Genomic DNA, 16,706 nt, shown 5'->3' on the forward strand with positions numbered 1-16,706 from the left:
CGCTGCCCCGGAGGCCGTATGCGTCCGTCCCGAGCGATCCCACTCGCCGCCGCCCTGCTGGCGGCCACCGTCACCGGTCCCGTGCCCGCCGCCCACGCGCAGACACCCCTGCACTGCGCGGGGCTGGAGGCGGTCCGGGTGCCCGGCGCCGAACTCCAGCGCAGCGCCTGTCTGCCCGATCTCACCACGGCGGCGCTCGCCGGCACCCCCTACACCGACACCGCCGACCAGGCCGGGCTCACGGCCGCGGCCACCCGCACGCCGACCGGGGTGCCGGGGGCCCAGATCGACGGCTACTTCCCGGACTCCTCCCACTTCAACACCACGCACGGCTGGCGCCACGACGCCCAGTTCGTGATCCGGCTGCCCGACCACTGGAACGGCGGCCTGGTGGTCACGGGCGCACCGGGCACCCGCAAGCAGTACGCGACCGACAAGGCGATCTCCGACCAGGTCCTCGCCCTCGGGTACGCCTACGCCGCCACCGACAAGGGCAACAACGGGGCCGACTTCTACCGTGACGGCACCCGTCCGGGCGACGCGGTCGCCGAGTGGAACACGCGCACCACGCAGCTCACCCGCGCCGCCCGCCGGGTAGTCGCCCAGCGGTACGGCCACGCGCCCCGGCGCACCTACGTCACGGGTATCTCCAACGGCGGCTATCTCACCCGCTGGCAGCTCGAGAACCATCCCGAGCTGTACGACGGCGGGGTGGACTGGGAGGGCGCACTGTGGACCACGCGCGGCCCCAGCCTGCTCACCTCTCTGCCGGCGGCCGTGGCCCGGACGCTCGGCGCGGCACGGGACGAGGATCTGTACGCGGCGGGCTTCGCGCGGGGGTCGGAGTTCCTGTGGCCGTATCACGAGAAGGCGTACTGGGGTGTGACGCAGAAGATCTACCGCGCGGAGTTCGACCCCGCCTACGACCCCGGTTGCCCCGGGCCGTCGGCCGGGAGCACCGCGGAGCAGATCCTCTCACCGTGCGCCTCGGACACCACGTACGACTACGCCTCGCGGCCCGCGGCCGTGCATCGCGCGGTGGCCCGGGTGGCACTGACCGGCCGTATCGGCAGGCCGCTGATCACGCTGCACGGCGACCTGGACGCGCTGCTGCCCAAGGCGGCCGACTCGGACGTCTACGCGCGGATGGTGGACAGGAGCGGACGTGGCGCGCTGCACCGGTACTACACGATCGCGGGCGGTACGCACGTCGACGGGCTCTTCGACAGCTATCCGGACCGGCTGCGGCCCATCCTGCCCTGCTACCGGTCGGCTTTCGACGCGCTGGTCTCCTGGGTGGAGCGGGGCACCGCTCCGCCCGCGGACCACACGGTGGCGAGGGCCGCGAGCGGTGACCTGGTCGGCTCGTGTGCCCTGAGCGGTGCGGACACCGCGGCCCGGTAGAGCGTCAGCGACCCAGCTCCTTGCGGGTGGCTGTCAGCGGCCCAGCTCCTTGCGGGAGACCCGGCGCAGCCTGCGGCGCTGGGAGGGGTCCAGGGTCAGGTAGGCGGCGGTCGGGACGCCGAGGACTATCAGCAGCGCTGCCCACCAGGGCAGCCAGATCAGCAAGAGGATCCCGACCGCCACACCCCCTGCGGCGATCTTCGCGTTCTTCGACATGGACGTCGCCTCCTTCGCGGCCGCTGCCGCTGTCTGTGGTGGAAACGGCCCCGCGTCTCCCGCAGTTCCGGTCGCCGACCCTGACAAAGCCCTGAGACGCGCCCCCTACGGGGCGCGCGCCAGGCCACCGCACCCATGGTGACCCGGCTCACACCCTCGCGACACCGATCGGTCGCGGTCGTGCTGTACCCTCGGCGACTCCGTCTCAGTAGTCAAATTTGAGGAGTGCGCTTCCGTCGTGCTGCGTCTTCCCTCGGCCACCCCGCCGGCGACCTCGCCCGACCCCGACGAACTCGCCCGGTGCAGCGTCGTGTTCGTGCCCGGCGACCCGCCTCGTACCGGTGCCGTCGCTTTCTGGCGGCCGGACGGTGCCGCGCTCGCGGCCCCGGCGCCGGGCTCCGTCACGGATCTGACCGTCGTGCAGCCCGCAGAGCACGGCGTGGAACGGGTGGCCGTGCCCGCGCTGCTGCTGCCGGTGCGCACCGCGCTGCCGGTCCTCACCCACGCGCGTGTCACCGGACACGGACATCGCGCCGCTTCCTTCTGGGGCTCGGCCGCCGTTCTGGCCCTGCACTTCGCAGCGCGCGGACTGCTGCTGCCGGGCCTGTCCGCGACCGGCCACGACGCCTGGCGCTCGGGTCCGCACACCACCCGGGACCTCGAGGACATCCGCCGGCTGGCCGCCTCGATGCCGCCGGAGGCCCACGCCGTCCCTCTCGGCTCCGCACGGCCGCTGCGACTGCACGATCCGGAAGAACTCCTGCGGGCCTTCCTCGACGCGGTCGCCGACACGCTGCCCCGCTCGCCGGCCGCCGCCGCGGTGACCGACGGGCCGGCCTTCGCCGTGCGGGAACCACAGCACGTGCCCGGACTGCGTGCCTGGGCGGCCGACATCGCCGCAGGTCACGACGCGGGGCTGCGGCTGTCCCTGCGCGTCGACGTGCCTGGGCTCACGGAGGCGACACCGGACGGCACCGAGGCACCGCTCTCCGCCACGCCGGGGCCGGCCGACGCGGCCCGGGACGGGAAGGCGCTGCGCTTCCGGGCCGTCCCGCAGGTGCACAGCGTGCGTGATCCCGCGCGCGTGGTCGACGCCGCCGGCCTGTGGGCGGCTCCGGAGTCCGCCGACGAGGCGTTCGGCCCGGGTGCCCGCATGGACGCCCTGGTCGCGCTGCGCCGCGCGACCAGGGCCTGGCCGCCGCTCGCTCCGCTGCTGTCGACGGCCGTCCCGGATGCCGTGGAGCTGGCCGACGAGGAGGTCACCGACTTGCTCGGCGCGGGTGCGCGTGCCCTGGCGCAGGCGGGGGTGGAGGTGCACTGGCCCCGGTCGCTGGCCCGCACGCTGACCACCAGGGCCGTCGTCGAAGCGTCCGACGCCCCGCACGGCCCCGGTCACGGCTCCACGCGCGTGCCGTCGCTCCTGGCCGGTGGGGCGGCGCTCTCGCTCTCCTGGTGGTTCGGTCTGGGCGAGCAGCAGCTCACGCGCGACGAACTGGACCGCCTCGCCGAGGCCGGCCGCCCTCTGGTGCGGCTGCGCGACCAGTGGGTCCTGATCGACCCTCAGGAGGTGCGGCGGGCCCGCGCGCGGCAGAAGCGCACCGTCACCCCCATCGACGCCCTCGGTGCGGCCCTGACCGGCGCGACGGAGATCGACGGCCGCCGTGTGGAGGTCCGGGCCACCGGGTGGCTCGCCGCTCTGCGCGACCGGCTCACCGCTCCGGACGACACACAGGAGATCGCCCAGCCGGCCGCGCTGGCCGCCACCCTGCGCGGCTACCAGCGGCGCGGGCTGACCTGGCTGGCCCGGAACACCGCCCTGGGCCTCGGCTGCTGTCTGGCCGACGACATGGGGCTCGGCAAGACGATCACCCTGATCGCGCTGCACCTGCACCGGCAGACCGACCCGGCGAGCGCCGGCCCCACCCTGGTGGTGTGCCCGACGTCCCTGATGGGCAACTGGCAGCGCGAGATCGAGCGGTTCGCGCCGGGCACGGCGGTACGGCGCTTCCACGGTCCGCGACGCGATCTGGACGCCGTGGAGGACGGCGAGTTCGTGCTCACCACGTACGGCACCCTGCGGCAGGACGCCGGGAGGCTGGCCGCGGTGTCCTGGGGTCTGGTCGTCGCGGACGAGGCCCAGCACGTGAAGAACGCCCACTCCGCCACGGCGCGCGCCCTGCGCACCCTCGGCGGGCACGCACGCGTGGCGCTCACCGGCACCCCCGTGGAGAACAACCTGTCGGAGCTGTGGGCGATCCTCGACTGGACCACCCCCGGTCTGCTCGGCGGCCTCGGCACCTTCCGCACCCGCTACGCGCACCTCGTCGAGGGCGGTCGCGACGCGGCCGCCGCCCAGCGGCTGGCCCGGCTGGTCGGCCCGTTCCTGCTGCGCCGCCGCAAGTCGGACCCGGGGATCGCGCCCGAGCTGCCGCCCAAGACGGAGACCGACCGCGCGGTCGCCCTCACCCCGGAACAGGCGGGCCTGTACGAGGCCGTGGTGCGCGAGACCCTCGCACGGATCTCCGAGGCCGACGACATGGCCCGCCGGGGACTCATCGTGAAGCTGATGACGGCGCTGAAGCAGATCTGCAACCACCCGGCGCAGTACCTCAAGGAGGAGGACCCGAGGATCGCCGGGCGGTCGGGAAAGCTGGAACTGCTGGACGAGCTGCTCGACACCATCCTGGCCGAAGAGGCGAGCGTCCTGGTCTTCACGCAGTACGTGGGCATGGCCCGGCTCGTCGAACGCCACTTGGCCGACCGCGGCGTGGCGACGATGTTCCTGCACGGCGGGACCCCGGTGGCCGCACGGGAGGCGATGGTGCGGCGCTTCCAGGACGGTGCGGTGCCGGTGTTCCTGCTGTCGTTGAAGGCGGCCGGCACGGGGCTGAACCTGACCCGCGCCGAGCATGTCGTCCACGTCGACCGGTGGTGGAACCCAGCGGTCGAGGCGCAGGCCACCGACCGGGCGCACCGCATCGGCCAGACCCGGCCGGTGCAGGTGCACCGGCTGATCGCCGAGGGGACCATCGAGGACCGCATCGCGCAGTTGCTGGACCGCAAGCGTGAGCTGGCCGAGGCGGTCCTCGGCGACGGCGAGGCGGCGGCCCTGACCGAGCTGACGGACGCGGAACTGGCCGAACTGGTCGAACTGAGGGACGGAGAGCGATGAACCGCCAAGCGACCGAGCGGGTCTTCACCGCGCTGCCGCCGGTGCACGGACGGGGTTTCGCCCGGACCTGGTGGGGGCTGGCCTGGCTGAAGGCTCTGGAGGACACCGCCCTGGACGCCGGGCAGGTGAAGACGGGGCGCAGGCTCGCGCGGGCGGGCGCGGTCGGCGCGGTGTCGGTACGGCCGGGCCGGCTCACCGCCGTCGTACGGGACCGGGACGGCGTCGGGTACCGGGCCGATGTGCTGCTGGCGCAGTTGTCCGAGGACGCGTGGGACCGGCTGCTCGGGATGGCGGTCGAGCGCGCGGGGCACGTGGCGGAGTTGCTGGAGCGGGAGATGCCGCCGCAGCTGGTCGAGGACGCGGCACACGCGGGTGTCGACCTGCTGCCGGGGATCGGTGATCTGGAGCCGCGGTGCGAGTGCGGGGCGTGGGACCACTGCGGACACACGGCGGCCCTGTGCCATCAGGTGGCCCGGCTGCTCGACGAGGATCCGTTCGTACTGCTGCTGATGCGCGGCCGGACCGAAGGGGCCGTGCTGGAGGCCCTCCAGTCCCGTGACGCGGCGCCCGCGGAGGAGCCGGAAGGGGTGGACGCGGCGGAGGCGTTCGCCGCCGGGGCCGTTCTGCCGCCGTTGCCCGCCCCGCCCGGGCTTCCCGGGGAGCCCGGGCAGCCGCCCTCCCTGGACGCCGAGACGGCCGGCCCCGACCCGGCCGCACTGGAGTTCCTGGCCGCCCGAGCCGCCGACGCCGCTCACCGGCTCCTGGCACACGCGCTGGCCCTTCCGTCGACGCCTGCGGATCGCGAGCTGACGACCGCGCAGGACGCCGTACGGCTGGCCGCCGGGGATCCACCGCCGGAGATCGCCCATCGACTGGCGGCCGCCTCGGGGAGGTCACCGCAAGCACTGGCCCGGGCCGCGCTCGCGTGGCAGCTGGGCGGGACAGCCGGCTTGTCCGCACTGGAAGAGGAGTGGACGCCTCCAGCGGAGGCACTGGCACGCGCACGTGCCGCCCTGGACGCCGCGTGGGACGACGACGACCAGCTCCCGCTGAAGGCCGAGGGCAACCGCTGGACGGTCACGGACGCACAGGTGCGGCTGGGCCGGGACGGCCACTGGTGGCCGTTCCGCCGGGCCCACGGTCACTGGATCCCGGCGGGCCCACCCGCCGCGGACCCGGCAACCGCCCTCACGACGGCCCGATCCGACGCCACGTAGGCGGCACACGACCCGCAGCCGGGCGCGGCGGGCCGTGCCCCCTGCCCGCCGCGCACGGCGAGCAGGGGTCACGGCGGCGGGTGTCCGTCCGCAGCGTCCGGCCCCGGGCAACGGCACAGACCGGAACACGGCCGGCCGGACCGAGGACGGTCCCCCCGAGAGAGAGCCACCCGGGCCGCAGCGCCCCGCCCGACGAGCGCCCGCCCCCCGGAGTTCACCCCACGGTCGCGCACCGTTGGGCAAGGGCCCCAACGCTGGCGACAGTCAGTGAACTTGCCCCCAGGAGGCCCGATGTCCCCGTACGCCGCCGGCCGGCGCCGTGTCCACCGCTCCCTCGCGGCGGGCGTCCCCCTCGCCGTGCTGGCCGCCCTCGCCGCGGCCCATCCGGCCGCGTCCGCTCCCTCCGGTGACGCCCGCGTCACGCGTACGGCGACGCTCGGCGACCTCCCGCTCGGTGAGTTCAGCAACGCGCTGCTGCCGGGCACGGTGGACGACGATCGCGGCGTGAAGCTCGGCGGCATCGGCAGCGACATCTACCCGGCTGGCAACCAGGGCGAGTTCTGGACGGTGACGGACCGCGGGCCCAACGGACAGATCAAGGTCGACGGCAGCAAGCGCCGCACGTTCCCGGTCCCGGGCTTCGACCCGGCGATCGTGAAGATCCGCGTGCAGGGCGGCACGGTGCGGGTGCTGAAGGCCGTCCCGGTCACCACGGCGTCGGGCCGTCCCGTCACCGGTCTGCCGAACCAGCGGGGCCGCGACGAGGCGCCGTACTCCTACGACGCGAAGACGCCGCTGTCCTACGACCCGAACGGTCTGGACACCGAAGGGATCGTGCGGGCGGCGGACGGGAGTTTCTGGCTCGTCGACGAGTACGGGCCCTCGCTGGTCCACGTCTCCGCCGTCGGCGAGGTCCTCACCCGGTACGTGCCCAGGGGCCTGCACCTGACCGGGACCGACTATCCCGTGGTGGAGGCCCTGCCGTCGGTCCTGCTGCACCGGAAGACCAACCGCGGGTTCGAGGGGCTGGCGCAACTGCCGGGCGGTGACCTGGTGATGGCGCTGCAGAGCCCGCTGTCGCTGCCGGACACGGCCGCGGGCGAGTCGTCCCGCACCACGCGGCTGCTGCGCTTCTCGCCGAGGAAGCAGGCGGTGACGGCCGAGTACGCCTACCGCTTCGACCCGGTCGGCGTGGTGGACCCGGGCGAGGACGACACCTCGGAACTGAAGATCTCCTCTGTGGTCGCCGTGGGCGGTGACCGGCTGCTGGTCGAGGAGCGCACCGACCGGACGGCCCGACTGCAACTGGTCCGTCTGGATCGCTCGGCGGACATCCTCGGCGGCCGCTGGGACGACGACACGACGTCGCCGTCGCTGGAGCAGCTCGACGACCCGGCGTCCGCGGGCGTCCCGGTGCTGCGCAAGCGTCTCGTGGTCGACCTGGGCACGGTGGCCGGTGTGCCCGGGAAGATCGAGGGCGTCGCGCGCGTGGACCACGACACGCTCGCCCTGATCAACGACAACGACTTCGGGATGACCGACGGCACCGGCGCCTTCGACGCGCAGGGCCGGCTGGTGGACAGCGGCGTGAAGACGACCGTGATCCACGTGCGCCTGCCGCACTCGCTGTAGGCGGCGCGGGCGAGGACGACACGCCTGTGAGCAGTACCCGGTACGCACCGTGGAGGGGGCACACGTAGGCCCCCTCCACGACGGGGCACACGCGGGCCCCCACGACGGGGCACACACGGGCCCTCTCCACGACGCATCCGCCGAGGGGGGACCCGCGCGTGCCCCTCGGACGCACCCGCCGGTCACACCCGCCGATCAGCCGCGCGCCCCCAGCAGGTGGTCCATGGCGAGCTGGTCGAGGTGCTCGAAGGCCATGCCGCGGGCGGCCGCCGCCTCGACGTCGAAGTCCTCGAAGGCGGCGCGGTCGGCGAGCAGCGCCGCGAGGCCGTCACCGGCGGTGGGCTGGGCGAGCTGGTCCAGCCGGGCGGCGCGCAGCGCCTGCTGCACCTCCGGGTCACCGCGGAACGCGGCGGCGCGCTCCTTGAGGACGAGGTAGTTGCGCATGCAGCCCGCGGCGGAGGCCCACACACCGTCGAGGTCCTCGGTGCGCGGCGGCTTGAAGTCGAAGTGCCGCGGACCGGCGTACCCGGCGCTCTCCAGCAGGTCGACGAGCCAGAACGCGGCCCGCAGGTCGCCGGCGCCGAAGCGCAGGTCCTGGTCGTACTTGATGCCGGACTGGCCGTTGAGGTCGATGTGGAACAGCTTGCCCGCCCACAGGGCCTGCGCGATGCCGTGCGGGAAGTTCAGCCCGGCCATCTGCTCGTGCCCGACCTCGGGGTTCACGCCGTACAGCTCGGGGCGCTCCAGGCGCTCGATGAACGCGAGCGCGTGACCGACGGTGGGCAGCAGGATGTCGCCGCGCGGCTCGTTGGGCTTGGGCTCGATGGCGAAGCGCAGGTCGTAGCCCTGTTCGGTGACGTACTCGCCCAGGAGGTCGAAGGCCTCCTTCATCCGGTCCAGCGCCACGCGCACGTCCTTGGCCGCGCCGGACTCGGCGCCCTCGCGGCCGCCCCAGGCGACGTAGACCTCGGCGCCCAGCTCGACGGCGAGGTCGATGTTGCGGATGGTCTTGCGCAGCGCGTAGCGGCGCACGTCGCGGTCGTTGGCGGTGAAGGCGCCGTCCTTGAACACCGGGTGGGTGAACAGGTTCGTGGTCGCCATCGGGACCTTCATGCCGGTCGCGTCCAGCGCCTGCCGGAAGCGCTTGACGACCGCCTCGCGCTCGGTGTCGGTGGAGCCGAAGGGGATGAGGTCGTCGTCGTGGAAGGTCACCCCGTACGCGCCCAGCTCGGCAAGGCGCTGCACCGTCTCGACCGGGTCCAGGGCGGCGCGGGTGGCGTCGCCGAAGGGGTCCCTGCCCTGCCAGCCGACGGTCCACAGACCGAACGTGAACCTGTCCTCGGGGGTGGGCTGGTAGTTCATGCCACGGCTCCTTGCTGTTGCTCTTGTCGCGTGCCCTTGTCGCGGGCTCTTGTCGCGTGCCCTCGTCGCGGGCTCTTGTCTCGTGCTCGCGACTATTTCGTCATGGCGCTTTACAAATTAGTATGCCCACGCACCAGGGGGAAAAGACAAGGGGCACGCCGTCCCCAGTCGCACCGAGAGGGAGAGCACGATGTCAGCAGCCGAGGGTCCGCTCGTCGTCGGCGTGGACACGTCCACGCAGTCCACCAAGGCGCTGGTCGTCGACGCGTCCACCGGCCGGGTCGTGGCCGACGGCCAGGCGCCGCACACGGTCTCCTCGGGCGCGGGCCGAGAGAGTGATCCCCGGCAGTGGTGGGACGCGCTGTGCGAGGCGCTGCGCCAGTGCGGCGAGCCCGCGCACGAGGCCGCCGCGGTCTCGATCGGCGGGCAGCAGCACGGTCTGGTCACCCTGGACGAGCGCGGGGAGCCGGTCCGGCCGGCCCTGCTGTGGAACGACGTCCGCTCGGCACCGCAGGCGCGCCGGCTCACCGAGGAGCTGGGCGGGGCGAAGTTCTGGGCCGAGCGCACCGGAAGCGTGCCCACCGCGTCGTTCACGGTGACGAAGTGGGCCTGGCTCGCCGAGCACGAGCCGGAGGCGGTGCGGGCGACCCGCGCGGTGCGCCTGCCGCACGACTACCTGACGGAGCGGCTCACCGGCCAGGGCACCACCGACCGCGGTGACGCGTCGGGGACCGGCTGGTGGTCCTCCGCGAGCGAGGCGTACGACGAGGAGATCCTCGCGCGCGTGGGCCTGGACCCGGCGCTGCTGCCGCGCGTGGTGCATCCCGGAGAGGTCGCGGGCACGGTGCGTGAACACCACGACCTGCCGTTCTCCAAGGGCACCCTCGTCGCGGCGGGCACCGGCGACAACGCGGCCGCCGCGCTGGGGCTCGGCCTGCGTCCCGGTACGCCGGTGATGAGCCTCGGCACCTCCGGCACGGTGTACGCGGTGTCCCGGCGCCGCCCCGCCGACCCGACCGGTACCGTGGCGGGCTTCGCCGACGCCCGCGGGGACTGGCTGCCGCTGGCCTGCACCCTGAACTGCACGCTCGCCGTCGACCGCGTCGCCGCCCTGTTCGGCCTGGACCGCGAGGCCGTCGAGCCCGCCGCCGACGTCACCCTGCTGCCCTACCTGGACGGCGAGCGCACGCCGAACCTCCCGGACGCCTCGGGCCTGCTGCTGGGCCTGCGCCACGACACGACCGCCGGCCAGCTGCTGCAGGCCGCCTACGACGGCGCCGTGCACGCCCTGCTCGGCGCGCTCGACCTGGTCCTCGACGAGGACGCGGACCCCACCGCTCCGCTCCTGCTGATCGGCGGCGGCGCCCGCGGCACGGCCTGGCAGCAGACGGTACGGCGGCTGTCGGGCCGCCCCGTGCAGGTGCCGGAGGCCCGGGAACTGGTGGCGCTCGGCGCTGCGGCCCAGGCGGCCGGCCTGCTCACCGGCGAGGACGCCGCTGCCGTCGCCCGACGCTGGGACACCGCCCGGGGGCCGGTGCTGGAGGCCGTGGAACGGGACGAGGAGACGCTGAACAGGATCTCCGGGGTACTCTCCGACGCGTCCCCGCTGCTCGGGCGGGGGGATCGCTGACGACATCGACCGAGGACCGGCTTCCGGCATGACCGCACCGCTGCACGAGACCCACCCGGCGTCCCCGGGGCGCGCGCTGCCCGACACGCAGCAGGGCATGCGCCGCCGCAACCTGTCCCGGGTGATGCACACGGTCAGCGCCCAGGGCCCGCTCTCCCGCGCCGCGGTCGCCTCCCGCATCGGCCTGACGCGTGCGGCGGTGTCCACCCTCGTCGACGAGCTGATACGCACCGGACTGCTGCAGGAGCTCGGCCCCGAGCGGCCCGGACGGGTCGGCCGGCCGGGCTCCGCGCTCGCCGTCAGCGACCGCGGTCCGGCCGGGATCGGCGCGGAGGTCGGCGTCGACCATCTGGCGGTCTGCGCCGTGGATCTGCGCGGCCAGGTGCGGGCCCGGGCCGAACGGCACGGCACGAACCGGGACCGCTCCCCCGAGCCCGTCCTGACCGAGCTGGCCGAACTGGTCCGGCAGGTCGTCGCCGAGGCGGAGGGCGAGGGCCTGTGGCCCGCGGGACTCGCCGTGGCGGTGCCCGGCCTCGTCGCTCCGGACGGGCGCACGGTCGTCCGGGCCCCGAACCTCGGCTGGCGCGACACCGACCTCGGCCCGCTGCTGCCGGGCGACGTCCCGCTGGTCGTGGACAACGAGGCCAACTTCGGCGGCCTGGCCGAGCTGTGGCTCGGCGCGAGCACACCCCGGGACTTCCTGCACGTCTCGGCCGAGATCGGCATCGGTGCGGCGGTGGTCGTGGACGGGCGGCTGCTGCGCGGGGCGCGCGGCTTCGCGGGCGAGCTGGGGCATGTGCCGGTCCACCCCGACGGCCCGGCCTGCGGTTGCGGCGGCCACGGATGCCTGGAGCAGTACGCCGGTGAGGAAGCGGTGCTGCGGGCGGCCGGCGTCGAGGCGGGCGAGGACCGGGTGGGGCTGCTCGCGGAGCGGGCCGCGGGCGGCGACGAGGCGGTGCGGCGGGCCCTGCGGGAGGCCGGCGTGGCGCTCGGCATCGCCCTGACCGGGGCGGTCAATCTGCTCGACCCCGAAGCCGTCGTGCTGGGCGGTGCGCTGGCCGGTCTCGCGCCGTGGCTGCTGCCGGCGCTGCGGGAGGAACTCGACCGGCGCACGGCCGGACGCGGCTGCCCGGTCTCGGTGTCCCGGCTCGGTCCGCAGGGACCGCTGCTGGGCGCGGCGCACTCGGTGGTGCGCGCGGTGCTGGACGACCCGGCCCGGGTGGCGGAACGCGCCTGACCCACGGCGCACCCCCACCCGCACCCGCACCCGCACCCGCACCCGCACCCGCACCCGCACTCCTCAACGCCTCTCCACCCCACCGCAGTTCGCCCGAACGGGTGATCGCGTTGTCCCCAATGCCCGCACCGTCCACCGACCCGGCGCCGTCCTCTTCTGCCGGCCCCGCGACGGTCGTACCGTGAAGTCGGTCGTCGCCCGCCCCTCGCGGTGAACTCGCCTTCCCAGCCGCGCGCCTGACGGGTCGTGACCCGACGCACGAACGACCCCGGGAAACCACCCAGGAACGACCCGGAACCACCCAGGAACGACCCATGTACGCCCCCTGAATGCCCCCGCACGACCCCAGGATCCTGAGCGCCCACCCCGGCCTGCCGTACGGCGGCCGGGCACCCTCCCCCCACCGAAAGGCATCCGCTCATGGAACGGTCACGACCGCTGCCCAGCAGGCGACGACTCCTCGCCGGCGCCGCCCTCGCCGCCGCCTCCTCCGCCCTTCTCCCGGTCGCGCGGGCCGGCGCCCAGGCGCAGGCCGTGGACTACCCGCCCGCCGAGTGGCAGCCGGCGAGCAGCTCGAACTACACGGCGTCCAGTCGGCCGGTCTCCTATCCGCTGGACTACGTGATCATCCACGTCACCCAGGAGACGTACGCCACGACCCTGTCCATCTTCCAGAACCCCCAGAAGAAGGTGTCCGCCCACTACGTCGTGCGCTCCTCCGACGGGCACGTGGCCCAGTGCGTCCGGGAGAAGGACATCGCCTGGCACGCGGGGAACTGGGACTACAACACGCGCAGCATCGGCATCGAGCACGAGGGGTGGGTCGACCAACCGGCCTACTTCACGAACGCGCTGTACGAGCAGTCCGCGAGACTCACGGCGGCGATCTGCGACCGCTTCGGCATCCCGAAGGACCGTGCGCACATCCTCGGCCACTACGAGGTGCCCGGCACCGACCACACGGACCCGGGACCGAACTGGGACTGGGTGCGCTACATCCGGCTGGTCAACTTCGCCTGACGGGCCGACACCAGGACAGCGGCACATCCCGGACAGGACCCGGCTCGGCGGCCGTTTCCCGGGACGGAACCCGGCCCGGGCGGCACACTCCGGGACAGCACCCTCCCCGGCGGCGCGCGCCTCACCTCCCCCACTCCATCAGCCGCGCCAGCGCCGCCGCGGTCCCCGCGAAGCCCTCCTCGCCGAGCAGTTCGCGCAGTTCGGCGTTGGTGCGGTCGATCTCCGGCCGGGCGGCCCGCAGCGCCGCGCGTCCGGTGTCCGTCAGGTCCAGGACGACCGCGCGGTGTTCGCCGGGATGTGCTCGGCGCTCGACGAGGCCGGCCGCGGTGAGCCGTCCGACCAGGCCGGTCACGGCGGACTCGCGCAGGCCGAGGGTGGTGGCGAGTTCCCGCTGGGTGAGGCCCGGCCGATCATGGACGGCGAAGAGGGCACCGAGCTGTGCGGTCGTGATGCCGGCGGCCTCCAGCAGGCGCCGGTCGGCGCCGGTGCGCAGCTGGTGGGCCGCCCGCTGGAGCAGGAAGAACAGACGCAGGTCGGGCTCGGCCATGGAGTGATCTTGACAGAGGGACGGGGCCGCCGCCAGGCTCACTTCACTACTGAAGTGAGGAGCCACGCGTGCATGATCCGTCCGGTCTGGAAGAGGCGCGGAAGGTGCTGGCGGAGCAGCCCTTCAGCGCGCTGCTCGGCGCCCGGCTGGTCGCCTTCGGCGGCGGCGAGGCGACGCTGGAGCTGGACATCCGCGAGGAACTGCGCCAGCAGTACGGCTTCGTCCACGGGGGCGTGCTGAGCTACGCCGCGGACAACGCCCTGACCTTCGCCGCCGGCAGCGCGGTGGGCACCGGGGTGATCACCGCCGGGTTCACCATCGACTATCTGCGTCCGGCCCAGGGTGCGGTGCTGCGGGCGCACGCCCGCGTGGTGCGGGCCGGGCGGACCCGGGTGGTGTGCCGGTGCGATCTCACCACCACCGGTGAGGACGGCACCGAGACGCTGTGCGCGGTGGCCCAGGGCACGATCTCGGTGACCGGCGGGCCGTGACACCGAACGCGTGGCCTCTGCCCTGAGCGGCAGCCCCCGACAGGCCCTGTTTTCTCACCCGATCTCGTGCAGTCGCCCCGTGTACGCCGCGCGGGCAGGCGTCATCTGGTGCACTTCCCTGGTGTCCTGGGACAGTTGACGCGACTTCAGGGGGCTCGGTGACGGCACGTCGGAAACACAGAGCACGAGGCAGATCGGCGCTGACGCTCCTCGCGGCGCTCGGCACACTGACGGGAGCGGCGCTGGCGGGCGCGGCGCCGGCCGGTGCCGCCGAGCGGGGGACGCCGGTCGCGCCGGGCGTGGTGTACGAGGAGTTCGACATCAAGGGAGCCAAGGGGCCCGCGCACGCCCATGTGCTGAGCGTGGACCTGCGCAACGCCAAGGTGCACCTCGGGCTGCTGTACCCGGGCGCGGTGGCCGCGCGGGCGCCCGTCTCGCGGCTGGCCGACGCCGAGGGTGCCGTCGCGGGCGTCAACGGCGACTTCTTCAACATCACCGAGACGCAGCACCCGGGCGTGGACGCGACCGGGGCGAGCGTGGGCCCGGAGATCGCGGCCGGGCACGCGCTGAAGGCGGCGGTACCGGACGGGCAGCGGTTCGGGCCCGCACTGCCGCCCGGCACCACCACCGAGGAGGTCCTCGGCATGGGGACCGACCGGCGGGCGCGGATGGGGCGGTTGCGCCTGCGCGGCTCGGTCCGCACCGCGCACGGCACGCTGTCGCTCGGCGGGCTGAACCAGTACGCCCTGCCGGCGGGTTCCGTGGGCGCGTTCACCGCCGAGTGGGGCAGCGCCTCACGGAAGCGGGCGACCTGCGGCACGGACACCGAGCGGGCCGCACCGTGCAGTAGCGACACCTACGAGGTGACCGTCCGTCAGGGGCGGGTGGTCGCCGCGTCCGGTACACCGGGCGGCGGGCCCGTCGCACGCGGGACGACCGTGCTGGTCGGCCGGGAGGCCGGTGCGCAGTGGCTGCGGAAGCTGGCCGAGGGCGAGCGGGTGAGCGTGACGCACCGGCTGGTCGCCGCCGGGAGCGGGGTGCCGTACCACTTCGCGCTCGGGGGTTATCCGCTGCTCACCGGCGGGCGGCCGCTGCCGGGACTGGACGACTCCACGGCTGCCGTGCGCACCGCTGTGGGGCTGGCCGACGGCGGGCGGCGGGTGCTGCTGTTCGCCCTGGACGGAGCCGCCGAGTACCGCACGGGGCTGACCGTCGCCGAGGTGGCCGAGGCGCTGCGCGGGCTGGGTGCCCGCGACGGGTTCAGCCTGGACGGCGGCGGCTCCACCACGCTGGTGGCCCGGGCCCCGGGCGAGACGGCCGTGTCCGTGCGCAACCACCCGACCGGCGGCGCGGAGCGGCCCGTCCCGAACGGCATCGGTGTGTTCGCCGGCCGGTGAGGGACCGGCGGGCTCACGGCCGCAGGCTGCCGACGATGTCGGCGGTGGCCGTGAGCCCGCTCTGGATGGTCGGAGCCATGCTCGTGCTCGCGAGGTAGAAGCCCAGCAGCAGGCAGACCAGCGCATGGGTGATCTTCAGTCCGCCGTTGCGGATGAAGATCACCGCCAGGACCAGGAGCAGCAGCACCACTGAGATGGAAATCGCCATCGTCGGCCTCCTCCGCCACGACGCCGCACGACGCGACGCCACGCCCGTGCACGCCCGTCCGTTTCACGGCGTTCGGCCGCAAGTGTGGCGTAGGCGAGGGTTGGCCCGGGTGGCTGACATGTCCCCCGAACGGGTGGTGTCACCGCGCCCGGTGGGCGTCCAGGAAGGCTTCGGCGCCGGCCAGGTCGTCCGTGTTGAGGTGGTCGACGCCGGCGGCGAGCAGTTCCGTCCACAGCGCGTCCCGGGCGGCGCCGGGTGTGTCGGGGGTGCCCCAGAACCGCACCCGCTGCCCGCGTCCGTGCGCCTGGGCCACGATGCCGCGCAGCTTGGCGCGCTCGGCGTCGGGGAAGGCGCCGGCTCCCTGCCAGGTGAAGTTCAGCGTCCAGTTGTCGCTGATCAGCGGGATGAAGGAGGCGGGTGCGGCGCTGCCGAGGTCGGCGAGCCGTCCGTCGTAGAAGGCGTGCCGGACGGGCTGTGCCTCCATCGGGGCGCGCGCCGCCCGGTCACCGGAGACGACCGCGGTGACGGGTCCCGGGTGGACGCGGCCGTGGGCGTACGTGGTGAACAGGTGCCGGTGGCGGCTGAGGTGGCGGTCGAGTTCCCGGTAGGTGGAGGAACCCTCGGTCTTGATGTCGATGAGCAGCTGGAGCGGCTTGCGGTCGCCGCGGTAGACGGATCCGCCCTGGGCGCGGACGCGGGCGGCGAGCGGGGCCAGGTAGAGGGACTCCAGGGTGCGGGACGGGTCGAGGTCGACTGAGTCGTGGGCGACGAGGAGCTGGTCGCCGACGAGGAAGATGTCGGCCTCGACGCTGCCGAAGCGGTGGTCGAGCGCGTCGAGGAGGGGGCGCGGGTGCTCGTAGTCGTTGTGGGCGTGAGCGTTCCACAACGGGTGCGCGCCGGGGCGTCGCCCGGCGGCGAGCGACCGGTTCGCGGGCAGCGCGACGGCGCCGGCGAGGGCGGCGCCGAGAGTGGTGAGGGCTGCGCGGCGGGTGGTGAGGGCCATGCTCTGCCTCCCAGGAGGACCGGATCGGAAAACCTCCGTGAGTATGAGGTCAGGCATGCGTCAAAGGCCCTGTCCGGCCGAGGAGTTGGCCGAACCGCCGTCCCTGGTTCACCGGCTTCCCTCGGCGCACACGAAAGAGCCCGCCCCTGGCGGGGCGGGCTCTTTCGGGG

At 74.2% G+C, this 16,706-nt stretch carries 14 protein-coding genes; 9 read left to right on the forward strand and 5 right to left on the reverse strand.

The window, feature by feature from the left end; translation table 11 throughout:
- The first annotated feature begins 18 nt into the window (after nt 1–18).
- Nucleotides 19–1,404, forward strand: a complete 1,386-nt coding sequence (locus AB0E88_RS09025) for a tannase/feruloyl esterase family alpha/beta hydrolase (protein ID WP_361626241.1) — start codon at nt 19–21, stop codon at nt 1,402–1,404.
- 33 nt (nt 1,405–1,437) lie between these two features.
- On the opposite strand, the gene AB0E88_RS09030 is transcribed toward AB0E88_RS09025, so the two are convergent.
- Entirely contained in the window at nt 1,438–1,620 is a 183-nt protein-coding gene (locus tag AB0E88_RS09030; protein ID WP_361626244.1) for a hypothetical protein, read from the reverse strand.
- A gap of 238 nt (nt 1,621–1,858) precedes the next feature.
- On the opposite strand from AB0E88_RS09030, the gene AB0E88_RS09035 reads away from it, so the two are divergent.
- From AB0E88_RS09035 to AB0E88_RS09045, 3 genes are all read left to right on the forward strand, one after another.
- Nucleotides 1,859–4,792, forward strand: a complete 2,934-nt coding sequence (locus AB0E88_RS09035) for an SNF2-related protein (RefSeq protein WP_361626247.1) — start codon at nt 1,859–1,861, stop codon at nt 4,790–4,792.
- The gene (locus AB0E88_RS09040; RefSeq protein WP_361626250.1) at nt 4,789–6,009 is read left to right on the forward strand and encodes an SWF or SNF family helicase; all 1,221 of its coding nucleotides are present in this window, start codon (nt 4,789–4,791) and stop codon (nt 6,007–6,009) included. Before AB0E88_RS09035 ends, AB0E88_RS09040 begins: the two co-directional genes overlap by 4 nt.
- Nucleotides 6,010–6,300: 291 nt before the next feature.
- The gene (locus AB0E88_RS09045) at nt 6,301–7,641 is read left to right on the forward strand and encodes an esterase-like activity of phytase family protein (protein WP_361626253.1); all 1,341 of its coding nucleotides are present in this window, start codon (nt 6,301–6,303) and stop codon (nt 7,639–7,641) included.
- A gap of 195 nt (nt 7,642–7,836) precedes the next feature.
- Here the strand turns inward: AB0E88_RS09045 and xylA are convergent, their stop codons facing one another.
- Entirely contained in the window at nt 7,837–9,003 is a 1,167-nt protein-coding gene (gene xylA / locus AB0E88_RS09050) for a xylose isomerase (RefSeq protein ID WP_361626256.1), read from the reverse strand.
- 190 nt (nt 9,004–9,193) lie between these two features.
- On the opposite strand from xylA, the gene xylB reads away from it, so the two are divergent.
- The 3 genes from xylB (at nt 9,194) to AB0E88_RS09065 (ending at nt 12,890) form a co-directional block, all read left to right on the forward strand.
- Complete coding sequence (xylB, locus tag AB0E88_RS09055) at nt 9,194–10,633, forward strand: xylulokinase (RefSeq protein WP_361626259.1); 1,440 nt, start codon at nt 9,194–9,196, stop codon at nt 10,631–10,633.
- A gap of 28 nt (nt 10,634–10,661) precedes the next feature.
- Nucleotides 10,662–11,870 (forward strand): ROK family transcriptional regulator, encoded by a 1,209-nt coding sequence (locus AB0E88_RS09060; RefSeq protein WP_361626262.1) that lies wholly within the window; start codon nt 10,662–10,664, stop codon nt 11,868–11,870.
- Between the two features lie 420 nt (nt 11,871–12,290).
- Entirely contained in the window at nt 12,291–12,890 is a 600-nt protein-coding gene (locus AB0E88_RS09065; protein ID WP_361626265.1) for an N-acetylmuramoyl-L-alanine amidase, read from the forward strand.
- A gap of 121 nt (nt 12,891–13,011) precedes the next feature.
- Here the strand turns inward: AB0E88_RS09065 and AB0E88_RS09070 are convergent, their stop codons facing one another.
- Nucleotides 13,012–13,437, reverse strand: coding sequence for a MarR family winged helix-turn-helix transcriptional regulator (locus AB0E88_RS09070; RefSeq protein WP_361626268.1), 426 nt, complete (start codon nt 13,435–13,437; stop codon nt 13,012–13,014).
- A 68-nt stretch (nt 13,438–13,505) separates the two neighbouring features.
- Between AB0E88_RS09070 and AB0E88_RS09075 the strand changes: the two genes are divergently transcribed.
- A complete protein-coding gene (locus tag AB0E88_RS09075) occupies nt 13,506–13,928 on the forward strand; it encodes a PaaI family thioesterase (protein ID WP_361626271.1) in 423 nt (140 codons plus the stop codon).
- Between the two features lie 158 nt (nt 13,929–14,086).
- Complete coding sequence (locus AB0E88_RS09080; RefSeq protein ID WP_361626274.1) at nt 14,087–15,325, forward strand: phosphodiester glycosidase family protein; 1,239 nt, start codon at nt 14,087–14,089, stop codon at nt 15,323–15,325.
- Between the two features lie 13 nt (nt 15,326–15,338).
- Here AB0E88_RS09080 and AB0E88_RS09085 read toward each other — a convergent pair whose 3' ends face one another.
- Together AB0E88_RS09085 and AB0E88_RS09090 are read right to left on the reverse strand one after the other, a co-directional pair.
- Entirely contained in the window at nt 15,339–15,533 is a 195-nt protein-coding gene (locus AB0E88_RS09085; RefSeq protein ID WP_361626277.1) for a hypothetical protein, read from the reverse strand.
- Nucleotides 15,534–15,672: 139 nt separating this feature from the next.
- On the reverse strand, nt 15,673–16,536 hold the full coding sequence (locus AB0E88_RS09090; RefSeq protein ID WP_361626280.1) for a phosphatidylinositol-specific phospholipase C/glycerophosphodiester phosphodiesterase family protein: 864 nt from the start codon (nt 16,534–16,536) through the stop codon (nt 15,673–15,675).
- Nucleotides 16,537–16,706 lie beyond the last annotated feature (170 nt).

Source organism: Streptomyces sp. NPDC028635 (assembly GCF_040637635.1).
Classification (GTDB): domain Bacteria; phylum Actinomycetota; class Actinomycetes; order Streptomycetales; family Streptomycetaceae; genus Streptomyces.